At 38.0% G+C, this 18,453-nt stretch carries 19 protein-coding genes and 1 riboswitch; of the genes, 2 read left to right on the top strand and 17 right to left on the bottom strand.

From position 1 onward, the window contains the following. Positions 1–3 precede the first annotated feature (3 nt). Genes purH through purC form a run of 8 tightly spaced genes read right to left on the bottom strand, consistent with a single transcriptional unit; the run spans position 4 to position 8,558 of the window. On the bottom strand, positions 4–1,545 hold the full coding sequence (purH, locus tag RK01_RS02665; RefSeq protein ID WP_016171749.1) for a bifunctional phosphoribosylaminoimidazolecarboxamide formyltransferase/IMP cyclohydrolase: 1,542 nt from the start codon (positions 1,543–1,545) through the stop codon (positions 4–6). A 45-nt stretch (positions 1,546–1,590) separates the two neighbouring features. Continuing rightward, positions 1,591–2,184, bottom strand: coding sequence for a phosphoribosylglycinamide formyltransferase (purN, locus tag RK01_RS02660; protein ID WP_016171748.1), 594 nt, complete (start codon positions 2,182–2,184; stop codon positions 1,591–1,593). Beyond that, complete coding sequence (gene purM, locus RK01_RS02655) at positions 2,181–3,233, bottom strand: phosphoribosylformylglycinamidine cyclo-ligase (RefSeq protein ID WP_016171747.1); 1,053 nt, start codon at positions 3,231–3,233, stop codon at positions 2,181–2,183. The genes purN and purM overlap by 4 nt, the downstream gene beginning before the upstream one ends. Before the next feature lie 18 nt (positions 3,234–3,251). Then, positions 3,252–4,691, bottom strand: a complete 1,440-nt coding sequence (purF, locus tag RK01_RS02650) for an amidophosphoribosyltransferase (RefSeq protein ID WP_016171746.1) — start codon at positions 4,689–4,691, stop codon at positions 3,252–3,254. Beyond that, positions 4,676–6,898 carry a phosphoribosylformylglycinamidine synthase subunit PurL gene (gene purL, locus RK01_RS02645; RefSeq protein ID WP_016171745.1) on the bottom strand — a complete coding sequence of 741 codons (2,223 nt, stop codon included), beginning with the start codon at positions 6,896–6,898 and terminating at the stop codon, positions 4,676–4,678. The genes purF and purL overlap by 16 nt, the downstream gene beginning before the upstream one ends. Next, on the bottom strand, positions 6,898–7,572 hold the full coding sequence (gene purQ, locus RK01_RS02640; RefSeq protein ID WP_016171744.1) for a phosphoribosylformylglycinamidine synthase subunit PurQ: 675 nt from the start codon (positions 7,570–7,572) through the stop codon (positions 6,898–6,900). Before purQ ends, purL begins: the two co-directional genes overlap by 1 nt. 1 nt (position 7,573) lies before the next feature. Further along, positions 7,574–7,828, bottom strand: coding sequence for a phosphoribosylformylglycinamidine synthase subunit PurS (gene purS, locus RK01_RS02635; RefSeq protein ID WP_016171743.1), 255 nt, complete (start codon positions 7,826–7,828; stop codon positions 7,574–7,576). A gap of 1 nt (position 7,829) precedes the next feature. Continuing rightward, positions 7,830–8,558, bottom strand: coding sequence for a phosphoribosylaminoimidazolesuccinocarboxamide synthase (gene purC / locus RK01_RS02630; RefSeq protein ID WP_016171742.1), 729 nt, complete (start codon positions 8,556–8,558; stop codon positions 7,830–7,832). 314 nt (positions 8,559–8,872) lie between these two features. Between purC and RK01_RS02625 the strand changes: the two genes are divergently transcribed. Then, positions 8,873–9,256 carry a hypothetical protein gene (locus RK01_RS02625; protein WP_016171741.1) on the top strand — a complete coding sequence of 128 codons (384 nt, stop codon included), beginning with the start codon at positions 8,873–8,875 and terminating at the stop codon, positions 9,254–9,256. A gap of 281 nt (positions 9,257–9,537) precedes the next feature. Here the strand turns inward: RK01_RS02625 and purB are convergent, their stop codons facing one another. From purB to RK01_RS02600, 5 genes are all read right to left on the bottom strand, one after another. Next, positions 9,538–10,833 carry an adenylosuccinate lyase gene (purB, locus tag RK01_RS02620; RefSeq protein ID WP_016171740.1) on the bottom strand — a complete coding sequence of 432 codons (1,296 nt, stop codon included), beginning with the start codon at positions 10,831–10,833 and terminating at the stop codon, positions 9,538–9,540. 70 nt (positions 10,834–10,903) lie between these two features. Further along, entirely contained in the window at positions 10,904–12,025 is a 1,122-nt protein-coding gene (purK, locus tag RK01_RS02615; protein WP_211212124.1) for a 5-(carboxyamino)imidazole ribonucleotide synthase, read from the bottom strand. After that, entirely contained in the window at positions 12,018–12,506 is a 489-nt protein-coding gene (gene purE, locus RK01_RS02610) for a 5-(carboxyamino)imidazole ribonucleotide mutase (RefSeq protein ID WP_016171738.1), read from the bottom strand. Before purE ends, purK begins: the two co-directional genes overlap by 8 nt. A gap of 291 nt (positions 12,507–12,797) precedes the next feature. Continuing rightward, positions 12,798–14,114, bottom strand: coding sequence for a nucleobase:cation symporter-2 family protein (locus RK01_RS02605; RefSeq protein WP_016171737.1), 1,317 nt, complete (start codon positions 14,112–14,114; stop codon positions 12,798–12,800). After that, the gene (locus RK01_RS02600; protein WP_016171736.1) at positions 14,115–14,696 is read right to left on the bottom strand and encodes a xanthine phosphoribosyltransferase; all 582 of its coding nucleotides are present in this window, start codon (positions 14,694–14,696) and stop codon (positions 14,115–14,117) included. Positions 14,697–14,785: 89 nt separating this feature from the next. Further along, positions 14,786–14,883: riboswitch (purine riboswitch) on the bottom strand. 222 nt (positions 14,884–15,105) lie between these two features. Here RK01_RS02600 and RK01_RS02595 point away from each other — a divergent pair. Then, positions 15,106–15,381, top strand: a complete 276-nt coding sequence (locus tag RK01_RS02595) for a hypothetical protein (protein WP_016171735.1) — start codon at positions 15,106–15,108, stop codon at positions 15,379–15,381. A 316-nt stretch (positions 15,382–15,697) separates the two neighbouring features. Here RK01_RS02595 and RK01_RS02590 read toward each other — a convergent pair whose 3' ends face one another. The 4 genes from RK01_RS02590 to RK01_RS02575 are packed head-to-tail and all read right to left on the bottom strand — an operon-like array spanning position 15,698 to position 18,339. Then, positions 15,698–16,375 carry a beta/alpha barrel domain-containing protein gene (locus RK01_RS02590; RefSeq protein ID WP_016171734.1) on the bottom strand — a complete coding sequence of 226 codons (678 nt, stop codon included), beginning with the start codon at positions 16,373–16,375 and terminating at the stop codon, positions 15,698–15,700. Positions 16,376–16,403: 28 nt separating this feature from the next. After that, entirely contained in the window at positions 16,404–17,015 is a 612-nt protein-coding gene (locus RK01_RS02585) for a glycoside hydrolase family 73 protein (RefSeq protein WP_034864579.1), read from the bottom strand. Then, complete coding sequence (locus RK01_RS02580; protein WP_016171732.1) at positions 17,011–17,802, bottom strand: M15 family metallopeptidase; 792 nt, start codon at positions 17,800–17,802, stop codon at positions 17,011–17,013. The genes RK01_RS02585 and RK01_RS02580 overlap by 5 nt, the downstream gene beginning before the upstream one ends. 24 nt (positions 17,803–17,826) lie before the next feature. Beyond that, positions 17,827–18,339 carry a hypothetical protein gene (locus tag RK01_RS02575; protein WP_016171731.1) on the bottom strand — a complete coding sequence of 171 codons (513 nt, stop codon included), beginning with the start codon at positions 18,337–18,339 and terminating at the stop codon, positions 17,827–17,829. Between the last annotated feature and the right edge of the window lie 114 nt (positions 18,340–18,453).

Here is an 18,453-nt window from a genome sequence, read left to right as displayed (position 1 = left end):
TTCTTAATGACGGAAATGACGGATATCTGTAAATACCATCGCAATATCATATTTGTCTGCCATATCAATGGACTCTTGATCGCGAATACTGCCACCTGGTTGGACGATGGCTTTAATACCGTGTTGGGCAGCAATTTCAACGGAATCTCCCATTGGAAAATATGCATCACTCGCTAAAACTGCTCCATCCATTTTGCCAGCTGTTTCAGCTTGGTCAATAGCGATCTTGACTGAACCAACGCGATTCATTTGTCCAGCTCCGATGCCTACGGTTTGGTGTTGTTTAGCCAGAACAATTGCATTTGATTTGACGTGTTTCACGGCTTTCCAAGCAAAAGCTAAAGCCTCTAATTCCTCTTGACTTGGTTGCCGTTTAGTTGCAACTTTCCAAGCGGTTGGATCTTCTTGAATCACATCTTGTCCTTGCACTAAGAGTCCTCCTAACACAGAAACTTTTTCAGGTAATCCCGTGGCAAGCGCATCATGAAAATCCAATGTCATTAAACGAATATTTTTTTTGCCGCTTAATAATTCTAATGCAGCCGGAGCAAAGCTTGGCGCAATGATAATTTCTAAGAATAATTGGTGCATTTTTTGCGCTATGGCAAAGTCAACTTCACGATTAAGAACGATAATACCGCCAAAAATCGAGACAGGATCAGCTTCATAAGCAAAATCATACGCTTTTTCAATCGTTGCTGCTGTCCCAATACCGCAAGGATTCATATGTTTTAATGCAACAACAGTCGGTTCAGTAAACTCTCTGGCAATCCGAATAGCCGCATCAGCATCTTTAATATTGTTATAAGAAAGTGCTTTGCCGTGTAATTGTCTTGCTTGTGCAATGGAATAATTAATAGGTAAAGCATCACTATAAAAAGAAGCTTCTTGATGAGAATTTTCGCCATACCGTAAGTCTTGTTTTAAATCATATGTTAAGGTTAATTTTTCTGGCTCTTTTTCCTTTACCAAATCTGTCATAAAACCAGCAATTAATGCATCATAAGCCGCAGTGTGACGAAAAACTTTTGCCGCTAATTTTTGTCGGGTGGCAAATGTTGTTTCCCCTTTATTTTTGATTTCTGCTAAGACAGTGACATAATCTTTCGGATCCACAAGCACTGTTACAAATTCATGATTTTTAGCCGCTGAGCGCAACATGCTTGGTCCACCAATATCGATATTTTCAATAGCATCTTTTGTCGTCACATCGGCTTTTAAAATCGTCTCTTTGAAGGGATAAAGATTAACGACCACGAGATCAATCGGTTGAATGTGGTGCGCTGTCATCGCTTTAACGTGTTCGGCATTATCGCGCCGACTCAAGAGTCCTCCGTGAATAAGAGGATGTAACGTTTTAACTCGCCCGTCCATCATTTCAGGAAAATGTGTAACATCTTCGATTCCAATTGTCTTTATACCGGCGTTATCAAGTGCGGTTTGGGTACCTCCAGTCGAAATAATTTCCCAGCCAGCATCAAGTAAACCTGCTGCCAATTCAACAATACCTGTTTTATCTGAAACACTAATTAGAGCTCGCTTCATTTCTTTATCTCCTCTGATTTGATTTTTAATAAGGTGGGAAAACATTCAATGCCAGTGATTACCTAAGTCAATTTCTTGAGACAGGGCAATTTCTTTTAGAACTTTTGGATACAATCGATGTTCGGCTTGATGAATTTTCATCTCTAAACTCTCCAAGCTATCTTCTGGTGCAATGCAGACAGGTACTTGTGCAATAATCGGACCAGTATCTACTCCTGCATCAATATAATGAATAGTTACACCGGTCACTTTGACGCCATAATCATAGGCATCTTTAATCCCGTGAAGTCCAGGAAAAGCCGGCAATAAGGATGGATGAATATTGATGATTTTTTTAGGAAAAGCACTTAATAAGGTTCCACCAATAATGCGCATATAGCCAGCTAAAACAATTAAATCGATTTTTTCTTGTTGGAACAACGTCAGTAATGCTGCTTCATAAGCTGCTTTATTTGCAAAGTCTTTGGGGGAAAAGTGAAAAGTTGGAATAGCAAATTTTTCGGCCCGCTTTAAGACAAACGCATTTTTTTTGTCACTAAATACGAAGGCAATTTCAGCGGGAACGTGTTCTCTTTGAAAAAAATCAGCAATAGCTTCAAAATTGCTTCCATTTCCAGAAGCTAAAACGGCAATTCTCATTTTTCCGCCTCATTCACAGTGATTGGTGCCATATTGTTTTTGGCTGCAACAACTTGACCAATCTCATAACATGGTTCATTTAAATCAGCTAAAACCTTTTTGACGCGCTCGACTTTTTCTTTACTTACTGCTAAAACCATACCAATACCCATGTTAAAAATTTCAAACATTTCCTCATGATGAATGTTGCCGTATGCTTCCAAAACCTCAAAAATTGGTAGAGACGGCCAAGATTTATCGGTAATTTCAGCGGCAACATTCCCAGGTAACATCCGCGGAATATTTTCCACAAAACCGCCCCCTGTAATATGAGCAATTCCATTGACTAAGTTTTCTTTTACTAAAGGCATCAAGGCTTTCACATATATTTTAGTCGGCGTTAAAAGAGCTTCACCTAAAGTTTTATCTCCTAGCGCTTCAATTTTGGCGCTTCCCGTTAAATTATGTTCTGTAAAGAAAATTTTTCGCACCAAAGAAAAACCATTAGAATGAATTCCAGTGGAAGGCAGCCCTAATAATACATCGCCTGCTTGAATGTTTTCACCAGTTACTAATTGACTTTTTTCCGCCACCCCAACAGCAAATCCAGCAAGATCGTACTCGTTGGCATCATACATTCCAGGCATTTCAGCTGTTTCGCCACCAATTAAAGCAGCTCCTGCTTGCAAACACCCTTCAGCGACCCCTGCCACTACTTGTTCCAAGCGGGCTGGTTCATTTTTGCCGGTTGCCAAATAATCTAAGAAGTACAACGGTTCCGCCCCTTGAGCCACAATATCATTGACACACATTGCCACACAGTCAATGCCGATAGTATCGTGCTTGTTTTCTTTAAAAGCCACCATCAACTTGGTCCCTACACCATCAGTACCAGAAATCAGCACCGGTTCTTTAACATTTAAGCTGCTTAAATCAAAACAACCACCAAAACCTCCTAAAGCGCCCATGACGCCTAAACGTTCGGTTCTTTTCACATGCTTTTTGATTCGCTCTACTACCTCATAACCAGCATTCACATCAACGCCAGCTTTTGCATACGCATTCGCCACTATTTTCGCTCCTTTTATTTAAAAAAATGAAGTTTGTTCTTTCAATGAAGCTTGATACTTTTCTTCGTAATCGTATAAAGGGGTGGGATAATCGCCGTTAAAATAAGCCATACACAAGCCCCCGTATGGTGCATCAAAGTTTAACCCAATCGCATCAATCAAACCATCCTCACTCAAATAACTTAAAGAGTCAGCCCCAATAACTTGGCGAATTTCTTCAATCGAATGATTAGCCGCAATTAATTCCTTGCGTGTTTGAATATCAATTCCATAAAAACACGGATATTTTAACGGTGGAGAAGCAATTCTGACATGGACCTCTTTTGCCCCAGCTTCTTTTAGCAAATCCACAATCCTGCGGCTCGTTGTTCCCCGCACAATGGAATCATCTACCATAATAACTTTTTTGCCCGCAACTACACCCCGAACAGCGGATAATTTCATGCGAACGCCTTGTTCTCTTAACTCTTGTGTCGGTTGAATAAAGGTACGGGCGACATATTGATTTTTTACTAAGCCCAATTCATATGGAATACCAGAGGCTTCTGCGTAACCACTGGCAGCAGATAGAGAAGAATTGGGCACGCCAATAACCATATCTGCCTCCACAGGGGCTTCTTTGGCTAAATTACGCCCCATATTTTTTCTAGCAGTATGAACATTTACACCGGCAATATTGGAATCCGGTCGGGCAAAATAGACATATTCCATCGAGCAAATCGCATGTTGCGTGTCTTTGGTAAAATGTTCAATTTTAACGCCCTCATCGTTAATGATGATAATTTCGCCCGGTTGAACATCGCGAACAAACTCAGCACCACTTACTTCTAATGCACAGGTTTCAGAAGCCACCACGTAAGCACCGTTTTTCATTTTACCAATCGCTAAAGGACGAAAGCCATTAGGATCAAGCGCAGCTATCATACAGTCTTGCCGCATTAAAATGTAAGCAAATCCGCCTTTTACTTGGTTTAAAGCCTCTTTTAATTGATCCAACCAATTTGATTTTTTACTTCGTCGAATCAAATGCATTAAAATTTCGGTATCCGAGTTGGAGTGAAAAATAGCGCCATCTCTTTCCAATTCAGTCCGTAAGCTACATGCATTGGTTAAATTTCCGTTATGAGCCAATCCAACTGAACAATCATAAAACTTAAATAAGAAAGGTTGAATATTATCCACGCTGCCGTTGCCGGCTGTAGCATAACGAACGTGTCCGATTGCAGCACTTCCCTTTAATTGTGTCAATTGACGGTCGTCTTTAAAGACTTCTGATAATAAACCCAACTCACGGTAACCATACAGCTTGCCATTATCATTTGAAACAATTCCTGCGCCTTCTTGCCCCCGATGTTGCAAACTGTGGAGACCAAAATAAGTGACACGCGCAGCGTCTGGGTGACCCCAGACGCCAAAAATGCCACACTCTTCGTTTAAACTTTTCACTTCATAAGACATGCAATGGCATCCTCCCAAAGTTCCTTGGCAGTATGTGTGGCAACTGTGATATTGTCATCCAAGGCTTGAATCTTCAATTCTCCATCATCTGTCACTTTGCCAATCAATGTTGCTTTATCTTCTGCCAGTTTCTCAAAAGCAGTTTGGGCATCTTTTTTCACCGATAAAACAAAACGAGATTGTGTTTCAGCAAATAAATTTTCTTTTGGCATTTTCACATCGACTGCAACTCCAAAACCATTTTTAAAGGTACATTCTGCTAAAGCTACCGCTAGACCGCCTTCTGCGCAATCGTGGGCGCTTGTGACAAGTCCAGTTTGAATTGCTTTTAACACCAAATCTTGATTAACTTTTTCTGTTGCCAAATCAAAATCCATTAGTTTGCCTTCAATTAAACCTCTTTGCATTTTTTGAATCTCTGTACCGTTGAAATCAGCAGCTGTTTCACCGATAACATAAATAAGATCGCCTGCTTCTTTAAAATCCTGGGTCGTAATATCTTTCGTATCTGTAATTAAGCCCACCATTCCAATCATCGGTGTCGGATAAATTGCTTTGCCATTTGTTTCGTTATATAACGAAACATTCCCAGAAATTACCGGCGTGTCTAAAGTCCGACATGCTTCACTTATCCCATCGGCAGAGGTCCATAATTCCCAGAAGCCTTCTGGTTTATCAGGAGAACCATAATTTAAGCAGTCCGTTATGGCCAAGGGTTTGCCGCCACTAGCTACAATATTGCGCGCCGCTTCTGCTACAGCGATTTGCCCTCCAATTTCTGGATTCAAATACAAATAACGTGCATTACAATCTGTTGTCATTGCGAGAGCTTTTTTTGTTCCCCGCACGCGTAATACTGCTGCATCACTTCCAGGTGCCACGACGGTATTGGTCCGAACTTGGGAATCATAAGTTTCATAAATCATTTTTTTAGAGGCAATAGTTGGCTGTTGTAATAGTTGTAGTAGTGTCGCGGTTGCATCTTCTACTACTGGCGCAAAATCCTCCATCTCAGCAAATATTTTGATGCGGGCAGGTTCTGTATACTCTTTATGATATGTGGGCGCATCTTCTGCAAGCGCATCGACGGGTAAATTTGCCACTTCCACTCCATGATGATATAAACGATAGAGGCCATCATCTGTCACTTCGCCAATTGTGACCGCATCTAAATCATATTGGGCAAAGAGTTCTTCAACCTCTTTTTCAGATCCTTTTTTGACACAAATTAGCATTCGCTCTTGTGACTCAGATAACATCATTTCATAAGGTGTCATTCCAGTTTCTCTTTGAGGGACATCATCTAGATATAATTTCAAACCCGATCCGGCTTTTGACGCCATTTCTGCACTAGAAGACACTAAACCAGCCGCACCCATATCTTGAATTCCGACCAAAATATCTTGATGCTCTAAAATTAATTCTAAACAAGCTTCTAATAATAATTTTTCCATGAAAGGATCACCAACTTGAACGGCAGAACGTTGCTGTTCTTCACCTTCCACAAATTCTTCTGAAGCAAATGTCGCACCGTGAATCCCATCGCGCCCCGTTTTTGCCCCCACATACATAATGGCATTGCCGACACCTTTGGCTTGTCCTTTTTGAATATCTTTGTGTTCAATTAGACCCACACACATTGCATTAACTAATGGATTACCCTCATAACAAGGATCAAAAGCTACTTCTCCACCAACTGTTGGAATGCCAATACAATTGCCATAACCAGAAATACCCGCTACTACTTCTTCCAATAAGTATTTGGTCCGGGAATTGTCCAACTCACCAAAACGCAATGAATCTAAAATAGCGATCGGACGTGCACCCATACTGAAAATATCGCGAATAATGCCGCCAACACCCGTTGCTGCACCTTCATAAGGTTCAACTGCAGAAGGATGATTATGACTTTCTGCTTTAAAGACTACCGCCTGACCATCGCCAATGTCTACAATCCCTGCACCTTCACCAGGACCTTGTAAAACTTGTGGTCCACTTGTTGGAAACTTACGTAAAACGGGTTTCGAATTTTTATATGAGCAATGTTCACTCCACATAACAGAAAAAAGTCCTGTTTCAGTATAATTAGGCATCCGACCCAAAATATCTTCTGCAATCATACGGTATTCTTCATCCGTTAAGCCCCACTCGGCATAAATTTTGCGTTCTTTAATCTCTTGTGGTGTTGGTTCACTTATTTTTATCATTATTTAACGGACACCTTTCCGAAATTTTTCAAAATTGAGGCAAAAAAACGACGACCATCTGTTGAACCGAGCAATGATTCCATCGCACGCTCTGGATGAGGCATCATCCCTACTACATTGCCAGCTTCATTACAAATACCGGCAATATTTTCCAGACTGCCATTTACATCTTCTTCATAAGTAAATACAATTTGATTATTCGCTTTTAATTGTTCTAAAGTTTTTTCATCGCAAATATAATTGCCTTCCCCATGGGCAACTGGAACATGAATAACTTCATCTGCTTCATATTCAGAAGTAAATTTTGTTTGATTATTGACTTTTAAAGCAGTAGTCTTGCAAATAAAATGTAACGATTTATTGCGGATTAACGCTCCTGGTAATAAGCCAGCTTCTGTTAACACTTGAAAACCATTACACGTACCAAAGACGGGTTTTCCTTCTTCAGCAAAACGCTTTACTTCGGTCATGATGGGTGAAAAACGAGCAATGGCGCCACACCGCAGGTAATCTCCATATGAAAATCCCCCAGGTAGCAATACCCCATCAAAACCTGCTAATGAACTCACATCATGACGCACGTATTCAGCTTCTGCCCCCATTACATCTTTAATCGCCCAAAGCATATCCATGTCGCAATTAGAGCCGGGAAATACGATTACGGCGAATTTCATATTATACTTCCTCCATTGCAGTGATTTCGTAACGATAAGTTTCCATATTGACATTGGCTAATAATTTGTCACAAATTTTTTCAATCATCTCTTCAATGGGATGATCACTTTTGGCTACTTTGATTTCAAAATATTTTCCAATGCGAATTTCATCAATTTCTTCATACCCCATTCGATGAACAGCACCCTTAACCGCTTCACCTTGTGGGTCCAAAACAGATTCTTTATATGTTACATAAACTTTTACGAAATACATGCTATTGCTCCTCTACTAAAAATTGATTTTCTAAACGCGTTAAAACTTCTTCATAAACTGGAACTAAATCGCCTAAATCGCGACGATAAATATCTTTATCTAAATGCTCATTTGTTGCTAAATCCCACAAGCGGCACGTATCCGGAGAGATTTCATCAGCTAAAAGCAGTTGTCCTGTATTTGTACGACCAATTTCAATTTTAAAGTCAATTAATTTAATTCCAATTTGAACAAAAATCCGTTGTAATGCTTCATTTACTTCTCGTGCCAAATGCTTCATATCATTAATCTCTTTGCCTGTTGCAAGTCGCAATAATTTCACATGATCATCATTAATAAAAGGATCATCTAATGCATCTTCTTTGTAATAAAATTCTACTATCGGAAAATCTAAAGGGGTACCTTCTTCAATTTGTAGTCTTTTTGAAAAACTACCCGCCGCTACGTTACGAACTACAACTTCTAATGGAATAATTTCAACACACTCAACTAATTGTTCGGTTTTTGATAACATCTCAACAAAATGTGAAGAAATTCCTTCGTTTTTTAACAGATGAAAAATCAGGCTAGTAATCTGATTATTTAAAGCACCTTTTCCAGTTACTTCATCTTTTTTAATCCCGTTCAAAGCAGTAGCTTGATCGAGATATTCCACCCAAAAAACACTGGGGTTGTCAGTCGTATAAAGTTTTTTAGCTTTACCAGCGTAACGTAATTCCTTTTTTTCCATTTTGCACCTCATTTTATTGACATTAAATTAACTACAGTTAAAATCGTTCGTATTTAACTTGTGTCAAGTTTAACAAGAGAGCAACTTTAGGTCAACATAATCAAGGATATTTAGTATGTAAAAACCAAATATTGTTCGTGTTTAACTCCAAAAATGCATTTATCTTTTTCCATTTTTAAATGAAGATGATATAAATAAGATTTTATTAAAATTGTACATTTGCAGTAGATTTTAATGAAGCGTTTACAACGAAATAAAAAAATGATATAGTACGTTTAGATTCATTGATAGGAGTTTTTTTAGGAGGCCTATGCATGGAAAGTCAAAGTCAGGTAATTGCCAATTTTTTAGATTCTCTTGCTTTTGATGATAGACGTCGTTTGTTTAACGACTTATTAGCAGTTGAAGAAGTTTATCAAATGAATAAGAACACCTCGTTTTATACTTTTCGTAAAGTAAAACAAGCATCAAAACGACATGTTGACTGCCGTAAGCGAATCTTTCGCTACCAAAATAGTCACAACGAGGAATTGATTATCGAACAAATTCATGAACAACGTTTTTTTAAAAACCATTACACTTTTAAAGTCTTTCTCAATCTAGAAGAGTATAGTTTTTCTTTAGTCGAAACATTACTTGCTATTCTTCGTGATGAAAGAATGCGCCACTATATCCAACCAAGAGTAGCTCTTATTTAAAAGACGCCGATTAAATCGGCGTCTTTTTTTATAGGTAAACGGATTATATAATTTTTACAAGGAGTAAAGTCGATGTAACAAGGATGTTGTTGTCTCATTTGACAAATGAACTTCTACTACAACAAGTAAAAATTTCAAGAAATTTGAAGCGCAATTCATTAAAATTCCAGCTTATTACTAAAAAGCTGAGAAAGTCCTTCCGTTTTTTAGTCGATTACATCCTCACTAATCTACTTTGCAACAAAAAAGACGAACTCATATCGAGTTCGCCTTTTCATTTTTTATTCTAAACCAACCCGTTTAAAAATTAAATCAACATTTTTAAGATGATAGTGATAATCAAAGGCATCATCTAATTCGGCTTTACTTAAAATAGACGTAATTTTATCGTCTTCTTCCAGTAAAGGTCGGAAACTTGTTTGGTGATCCCATGCAAATGCTGTTTTTGGCTGGACCAAATCATAAGCTTCTTCACGTGTCATTCCTTTATCGATTAATTTTAACATCACACGTTGACTGTAGATTAAACCAAAAGTTGCATCCATATTTCGCTTCATATTTTCGGGAAAAACGGTCAAATTTTTAACAATATTTCCAAAGCGATTTAACATGTAATTTAATAAAATAGTAGTATCTGGTACAATAATGCGTTCAGCAGAAGAGTGGGAAATATCGCGCTCATGCCATAAAGGTACATCTTCATAAGCGGTCAACATATGGCCACGAATCACACGTGCTAACCCACACATATTTTCCGAACCAATCGGATTACGTTTATGAGGCATTGCCGACGAGCCTTTTTGTCCTTTGGCAAAATATTCTTCTACTTCTCTTGTTTCTGATTTTTGCAAACTCCGAATTTCAGTAGCAAACCGTTCAATACTTGTTGCAATCAATCCCATTGAAGCGAAGTATTCCGCATGTAAGTCCCGTGGCAAAACTTGTGTAGAAATCTCTTGGGGACGAATTCCCAAATTATCACACACAAATTCTTCAATAAAAGGTGGAATATTTGCAAAAGTTCCTACTGCCCCTGAAATTTTCCCAGCTTCTACTCCCTTGGCAGCGTGTTCAAATCGCTCAATATTGCGTTTCATTTCCGAGTACCAAGTAGCTAATTTCAATCCAAAAGTAGTCGGTTCTGCATGGACGCCATGAGTACGTCCCATGCAAACTGTATTTTTGTGTTCTTTGGCTTTATTTCCAATGATTTCCAAGAAATTTTGCAAATCCTTACGTAAAATATCATTGGCTTGTTTTAATAAATAACCATATGCCGTATCTACCACATCGGTACTGGTTAAACCATAATGTACCCACTTGCGTTCTTTTCCTAAACTCTCTGAAACAGCTCTCGTAAAGGCTACTACATCGTGACGTGTTTGTTCTTCAATTTCTAAAATACGTGTAATATCAAATGTTGCATTCGCACGAATTTTCTCAACATCTTTTTTAGGAATTTCACCTAATTCCGCCCATGCCTCATCAGCTAAAATTTCAACTTCCAACCATGCTTGGTAACGATTTTTATCTGTCCAAATTGCTCCCATTTCTGGGCGTGTATAACGTTCTAACATGCAATAGCTCCTCACTTGTCTCGTCTTCAAAACTGAATTTTTTATCTTAGTGTACTAAAAAGTTATAAACCTAATCCCAAATATTGGTTTGATAAATTTCTTCTAATGTTCCATAAATATCTTCTGTTGTAATCGTGATATGACCCATTTTACGGCCAGGCTTTGCTTGGGCTTTACCATAATAATGAAATTGCCAGTCTGGTTTTCTTGCGATTAAATCATATGTTTCTAGCAATTCATCTCCCAAAATATTCACCATTACCGCATCACTTAATAATTTGACCTCTCCTAAAGGCCAGCCGCAAATACCACGAATATGCGCATCAAATTGACTTTGATTACATGCTTCAATAGAATAATGTCCTGAATTATGCGGACGTGGCGCTAGTTCGTTGACATAGATACTGCCAGTCTTGGTCAAAAACATTTCAATCGCCAATACACCGCGTAAATCAAGTGCTTTGGCAATTACTTTAGCAATACGTTGCGCTTCTTCTACCACTTCTGGTGCGACGCGAGCTGGCGCAATGGTTTCATGTAGAATATTGTGACGATGAATATTTTCCACGACGGGAAAAACCATAAATTCTCCACTACCATTTCCTGCTACCATCACAGAAATTTCTTTTTCAAAAGGAATCCATGCTTCCAATTCACAAGTACCAGACCGCAGCAAATTCATAGAGGGCGCTAAGTCTGCAGTACTGTACAAAACGTATTGCCCTTTACCGTCATAGCCGCCACGGGTGGTTTTTAATACACAGGGATAACCGATACTATCAATAGCATCTTGAATATCAGTTGGACTAATAATTGTTTCATAAGGGGCAATAACAATATTATTTTCTTCCAAGAAAGCTTTTTCCATCAAGCGGTCTTGGGTAATTGCCAAAAGATCTGTTCCTTGCGGGACGTTGGCGTTATAAATAATCGCATTCAAGGCATCGACACTTACATTTTCAAATTCATACGTAATTACATCACAGCGTCGTGCCATTTCTTCTAAAGCAAATACATCATCATACGCCGCGACAATATGCCAATCTGCCACTTGTGCAGTCGGACAATCTGCAGCTGGATCTAATACTCCCACGCGAAAACCCATTTCTTTTGCACTAATGGTCATCATACGGCCTAATTGTCCGCCGCCGACAATGCCAATTACAGCTCCTGGTAATAAAGGCTTAACCAAGTCGATCACTACTTTCCATCACAATATCACGCATTTTTTCTCGCTTCTCAGCTAATTTTTGCGCTATGTCTAAATCATACATGGAAAGCATCTGAGCCGCAAGTAGTCCGGCATTTGTGGCACCAGCTTGCCCAATTGCCGTTGTCGCCACTGGAACCCCCCCTGGCATTTGCACGATTGAGAGTAAAGAGTCTAAACCGTTCAATGTTCGTGATTTAACGGGAACACCAATAACAGGTAATGTTGTTTTTGCTGCTATCATCCCCGGTAAATGAGCTGCACCACCAGCGCCGGCAATAATTACTTTTAACCCATTTGCACGGGCATTCTCGGCAAAATCAAACATTAAATCTGGTGTTCTGTGAGCAGAGACAACTTGCTTTACATAGCTGATTTCGAGCTCATCCAGCTGTTCGCAAGCACATTTCATTGTCTCCCAATCTGATACGCTTCCCATAATAACTGCAACTTGTGCTTTCATGTTTTGCTCCTTTACATTTAACTTGTATTTATTGTAACAAGTTAACTTTTGACTGTAAACAATTACTCGAATATTATTACATCATATTATAAATACGTTCGTGTTTTATTGAAAAAGAAGAGGTGGATAAATTCATTCAGCTCGCAAGTGATAAGACGAACTATTAATAAAATGCGTGGCGAATTTCTTAAAAGTTCAGCTTATTATCGGATAGATTTCCATTGTGAGAATCATCTAATCCTTTACTTACAAAAAAATGCAAATGACAAAAAGATGTCATTTGCAAATTAATTATTTGGTTTCACTAACCACTTTTGTTATTTTCGTTTTCTTTTCATCTTTTAAACCATTAAAAATAAGATTTAACAAAATCGCCGTTAAGCTACTCATCACAATACCGTTACCAGTAAACATCTGAATTGTTTCAGGTAATTGACTAAATAATTGTGGCATTAAGTTAAAGCCTAAACCAAAACTAATGGAAACTGCAATAATCAATAAATTCTTATCATTATTAAAATCAACTTTTGTTAACATCTTCATACCCTGAACTGCTACCATACCAAACATCACTAACATCCCGCCCCCTAAAACCGGTTCAGGAATAATTTGGGCAATGGCACCAATTTTGGGAAATAAACCTAAAATAATTAAAAAGATAGCTGAAAAATAAATTGGTTTTTTGGTTTTAATCCCTGATAATTGTACCAAACCAACATTTTGAGAAAAACCGGTATAAGGAAAAGTATTAAAAATTCCACCTAAAATAACAGCTAATCCTTCTGCCCGATAACCGCGTTTTAAGTCATCTTCATTAATTGCTTGTCCGGTAATATCCCCAAGAGCAAAATAAACCCCAGTCGATTCAACCATACTAACAATTGAAATGATAATCATCAGCAAAATAGACCATACATCAAAAGTAGGTTTACCAAAATAAAATGGTTGCGGAATATGAAAAACGGGTGCATGACCAATGGCAGCAAAATCAACCATTCCCATGAAGTAAGCTAAAAGAGTACCCCCAACAAGTCCTACTAAAACAGAAATTGAACGTAGAAATCCTTTGGCAAAAACTTGGATGCCAATAATCAATAAAATAGTCACAAAAGCTAGAATCAATTGATTAGGAGCGCCAAAACTTTGCGCTGTCGCATCGCCACCACCCATTTTGGTGATAGCAACTGGAATTAAAGTTAAACCAATAACCGTAATCACCGTTCCTGTAACGAGTGACGGAAATAGCTTTTTAATCTTGGAAAAAAAGCCGGCGATTAAAACAACAAAAATCCCAGAAGCAATAATTGAACCATAAATTGCACCAACACCAGATTTACTCCCGATTAAAATTAAGGGCGCAACGGCTTGAATCGCACAACCTAAAACGACTGGCAAACCAATACCAAAAAATTTTGTTACAGTTAACTGTAACAATGTGGCAATCCCACACATAAAAATATCAATAGAAATTAAATAAGTCATTTGTGTTTCATTAAAACCTAAACCAGTCCCAATTAAAAGTGGTACTGCTACTGCACCGGCGTACATCGCAAGTAAGTGTTGCAACCCTAAAACAGCTGCTTTTCCGTTTTGTGTCTGCTTATCCAATTAAGCATCCTCCTCGATAAATTCTACTTCACCTGCTTTTAATGATGCAATTCGTGCTAAAGAAACAACTTTAATCCCCATATCTTCTAAAAGTTCTCGGCCATCTTGAAATGATTTTTCAATCACAATCCCGATTCCTTCTACATGAGCACCAGCTTGTTGACAAAGTTCAATCAAGCCCTTAGCCGCTTGACCATTCGCTAAAAAGTCATCAATTAACAATACATTGTCGTTTTCAGTCAAAAATTTCTTAGAAATCGAAACAGTACTCGTCACCTGTTTAGTAAAAGAATAAACTTGCGCAGTCAAAAGTTCTTCATTCATCGTTAAACTTTTGGACTTTCTGGCAAAAACTAGAGGAACCCCTAATTCTTGCGCAGTATAAAGCGCAGGAGCAATGCCAGAAGCTTCAATCGTAACGACTTTTGTGATGTTGGCAGCTTGGAATACTTGTGCAAAACGTTTACCAATCGCCTCCATTAAGACGGGATCAACTTGGTGCGTTACAAAACTATCCACTTTTAAAACACCGTCACCTAACACACGTCCATCTTCTTTGATTCTTGCTACTAATTCTTTCATAATTACACTGCTCCTTCTTAAATTTTCATCTTTACTGCCAAACTAGCAAAAAAAGACGCATTTTTGCCAGTCTAAGCAAAAAAAGCGCCTTACGCACGTTTTTTGCTTATAGTCCAGTATTTACGGTACTGGGTAGAGACTGTCGACCAGATTACGACGATATATAAGCAGGTATGTATTTTACTGCGGCATGCGCAATAAATTATGTAATGGAGTATAACACCTCCATTGAAAACTGGCAACCAATTTTCTTGAAAGTATGATAATTTTGGTAATGTTTTTTCAGAATTCAATTTTTTGTTGAAGACACTTTTTCTTTACTATTATTTATGCAGCTGATCATTAGAGTTAGATACAATTTTTACCAAAATTGTGCTACTATACGCTAAAGAATGTGAAGGAGAACCTGATGCAAGCAAAAGAATTAGTCACTATCTTGGCTACTATCCCCCCGCAAGTACATTATACTGGTCTTTTTTTGGATAATCAGCCAGTCACAAATTTGAAAGTGGATGCTGTGGGCCACTTTATTTTTATCGCTGAAAAAGAGCAGCCGCCACTATCTTTAAAAGATACGCTGGTTTTACTAATGACAAATAAAAGTCGTGAACTTTATTATTGGAAAAATGGTAAAAAGCAGCCCGTGTATGGTATTAAAGAAAATGGCGAAAAAATTATTTTATAAGCAATACACCTCACTTAAATTTTATAACAACCAAATGAATCGGGTTCATTTCAAGGTTAAGCTTCGCCAGATTTAGGCTTTAGCTTCCTAAACCACAGAGTTTTTTCTAAATGAGGGATTGCATTTTTATCGTAAAACGATGGTCTTTTACAAGTAAAAAATGCAATAAGAAAAGCTGAATGGACTTATTTATCTCTCCACATCCTTGATATGATATACCGCCTTGATTTCTTGTAAAAATCATATAATTTCTTAACCAATAAAAAATACAGCAGCTCCGTTTTATTTTATGAAATTAAAACGGAGCTGCTGCTTTCTATTCTTTTTCTAATTCCATTTGTCGATAATGTTCCATTTTTCTACTAAATAATTCCCCATTAGACGGCGGGGTATAAGTAATGGCATTTGCACCCGCTTCAATTGTTTCTAAAATACTTTCTTCAGTTGGGCCCCCGGTAGCCATAATTGGTAAATCCGGATAGTTTTCACGGAAATGTCGAACCGTTGCGGCTGTATCTTTTCCAGCACTAATATTAATTATTTTTACCCCAACTGCGAGCTTTTCATCAATTGGTGTCCATTTAGAAGTAACCGTACTAACCACCGGGATATCTACTACCCGACAAACCATTTGGACCGTATCTACAGAAGTTGGGGCATTTAAAACAACTCCAATAGAACCTTGTGCTTCCGCAAACATCGACATATACGTTGAACGCTCACCTTGCGTTAACCCGCCTCCGACACCGGAAAAAACTGGAATATCGGCTGCTTCAATAATCGATTTGGTAATTGCTGGATGGGGCGTGAAGGGATAAACAGCAATAACAGCATCTGCATCCGTATTACGTATAATCGCAATATCAGTCGTAAAGATAATAGATCGCACCCGCCGACCAAAAATTTGAATACCGGTTGATTCTCGGATTATTTTGGGCACTCGGACAATATCTTTACGCAATTCAGTCGAAATTTTCGGCATTTTTTGCTCCATGAAAACACTCCTCTCTTTGTGAAAATGATTAATCATATTGCATTAAATTGTATTCTTCTATCATGTGTATAATTTTATCAGCATATTGTGGATCTGTCGCATATCCTGCCTCTTGTAACGCTTTGGCAGCTTCTTTATAATTCACGGCCAATAGAACTTTTTCATATTTTTTAGGGTCCCAATTCACGCCATTAACAAAAAGCATCGTGTGGTCATCCATTGAAGCTTGCCAGGAATCATAAACTCTAAAATCCCCTTGTATGGTAATATATTGTTCATTAACAAATTCTTGAGTATCTAAGCTTACTTTGGGAACATCACCATAGGCTTTGATTCCAAACAAATTTTTATATTCACTGGCCAATTGACTTTGACCAAAATTTGATTCTAAAGCAGCCTGACCTAAGATAATACTTGGCAAGACACCATAACCTTTTTGGAGTTCTTTCGCATGGGGAACCAGTTGTTTTATAAATTCTTTGCGAAGAGTATCTTCATCTGTAACTTGTGCTACCTGAGTTGAAGTAGCAGGTTGACTTAACTGCCGAATAGAAAAAACAAAGGCCGCTAAAATAAGCAATAGTCCAACTAAAATAGCAGGGAAACCAGCTTTTTTACGTTTACGATATTTTCTTTTAATGCTCTTGCCCCTCCCACTTCTCTAACTGGCTTATATATTCTTCTAACGTTAATTGATGCTTTGTAATATATTCTGCACTTTCCACTCCGACATAGCGCAAATGCCACGGTTCATAAGTAATTTTCGTTATATTTTCTTTTCCATCGGGATAACGCACAATAAAACCAAACCGACTCGCATTTTTTTGTAACCACTGAGCACCTGGTTGTTTACTATAGCTTTCGTCCAAAATCATATTCGGATTTGAAGCTAACCATTTTTCGTCTACCACATCCACCGCTAAACCTGTGTGGTGTTCACTATAGCCAGGTTCAGTCATCGTCAGTTTTGCTTTTTTGATTGCAGCTTCTTTGGTTATTTGATCCTGATTTTCTAATTGACTGACACGCTCATTAAAAACTTGTTTTTGATAGGCAACTGAGCGAAAAGAAGATATCAAATGCAACTGAAAATTATCTTTTTTAGCCGCCGCAGTCAGTGCTTCATAACTTTTCGCAATCCTTTTGTCCACCATATGACCGTCAGGTAAGGTAACAAGTTGACTTTCAGGCACTTCTTTAGCAATTTTATGATCTGGACTAACTAACACTAGCTGCCAATCTTCTGTTTTTATTTGGGGTAAATCTTTTGGACGGGTAGAAGCAGTGACGGTAACTTCTTTTTGAGTACTCACCGTTGTTGATTCTACTGTCCGACTTGCATAATTTTTTTGATAATGATTGAAAAAGACAAAAAAAGTGGCAGCAGCTACAATTAAAAATGCACCTGCTCCGATTATTTTATTCAAAAGTCTAAAACGCTCCTTTAATAACTATTGATTATAGGTTTCTTCTAAATTTTCACTGACCCAAGCCAGCAAACCTACTTTTTCTTGTTGTAATTGCTGCTGAATCCGAGCGGGTAGCCGAAAACTTAAGATATCATCAAAACCCCATTCATCATACGTAATAAACACGCGTAAATCAAGCAACTGATTATTACGATCCGCTTCAGCATGTTGAACTACTTCCACATCCGCTAATTTCTTTTGTAGCCATTTTTGAGCAATCTTGGTTTTTAACCGGCGATATTCACTAACAGCTTGTGTTCTTTTTTCGGGAAAAATGATGGTTTGCCGTAGTACTTTTTGCATTAACATCCATTCATAATCACTGAAAAGATTTTTAATTTTTTGATTCTGTTCTGGCAACAACGTCCCACTACCACTTTTCCATTGTTCCCAAGTTATTTCATCACTATTCAAAACATTTTCATAGAATGTTTTTTCTGAGGTGTATTGTTCTTTAATCGTTTGTAGTAAAATTGCAATATATACTTCGTGCATAATAATCCTCCTCTTATTTATTTTACTTAAATTATGCAGATATAATAGTTCTAAGCCACTAACTTTCCTATTTTTTAAAAGATTGCTAAACTAAACATAAAGGAGCTGATAATA

The sequence above is a fragment of the Enterococcus dispar ATCC 51266 genome (assembly GCF_000406945.1).
Classification (GTDB): domain Bacteria; phylum Bacillota; class Bacilli; order Lactobacillales; family Enterococcaceae; genus Enterococcus_C; species Enterococcus_C dispar.
Note: the sequence above shows the minus strand (reverse complement) of the source record. Positions and strands in the feature narration are given on the sequence as shown.

Bases quoted from the DNA above. Each gene is read 5' to 3' on its own strand.
- purH (WP_016171749.1), bottom strand. From the start codon at position 1,545: ATGAAGCGAGCTCTAATTAGTGTTTCAGATAAAACAGGTATTGTTGAA.
- purN (WP_016171748.1), bottom strand. From the start codon at position 2,184: ATGAGAATTGCCGTTTTAGCTTCTGGAAATGGAAGCAATTTTGAAGCT.
- purF (WP_016171746.1), bottom strand. From the start codon at position 4,691: ATGTCTTATGAAGTGAAAAGTTTAAACGAAGAGTGTGGCATTTTTGGC.
- purL (WP_016171745.1), bottom strand. From the start codon at position 6,898: ATGATAAAAATAAGTGAACCAACACCACAAGAGATTAAAGAACGCAAA.
- purQ (WP_016171744.1), bottom strand. From the start codon at position 7,572: ATGAAATTCGCCGTAATCGTATTTCCCGGCTCTAATTGCGACATGGAT.
- purS (WP_016171743.1), bottom strand. From the start codon at position 7,828: ATGTATTTCGTAAAAGTTTATGTAACATATAAAGAATCTGTTTTGGAC.
- purC (WP_016171742.1), bottom strand. From the start codon at position 8,558: ATGGAAAAAAAGGAATTACGTTACGCTGGTAAAGCTAAAAAACTTTAT.
- RK01_RS02625 (WP_016171741.1), top strand. From the start codon at position 8,873: ATGGAAAGTCAAAGTCAGGTAATTGCCAATTTTTTAGATTCTCTTGCT.
- purB (WP_016171740.1), bottom strand. From the start codon at position 10,833: ATGTTAGAACGTTATACACGCCCAGAAATGGGAGCAATTTGGACAGAT.
- purE (WP_016171738.1), bottom strand. From the start codon at position 12,506: ATGAAAGCACAAGTTGCAGTTATTATGGGAAGCGTATCAGATTGGGAG.
- RK01_RS02600 (WP_016171736.1), bottom strand. From the start codon at position 14,696: ATGAAAGAATTAGTAGCAAGAATCAAAGAAGATGGACGTGTGTTAGGT.
- RK01_RS02595 (WP_016171735.1), top strand. From the start codon at position 15,106: ATGCAAGCAAAAGAATTAGTCACTATCTTGGCTACTATCCCCCCGCAA.
- RK01_RS02590 (WP_016171734.1), bottom strand. From the start codon at position 16,375: ATGGAGCAAAAAATGCCGAAAATTTCGACTGAATTGCGTAAAGATATT.
- RK01_RS02575 (WP_016171731.1), bottom strand. From the start codon at position 18,339: ATGCACGAAGTATATATTGCAATTTTACTACAAACGATTAAAGAACAA.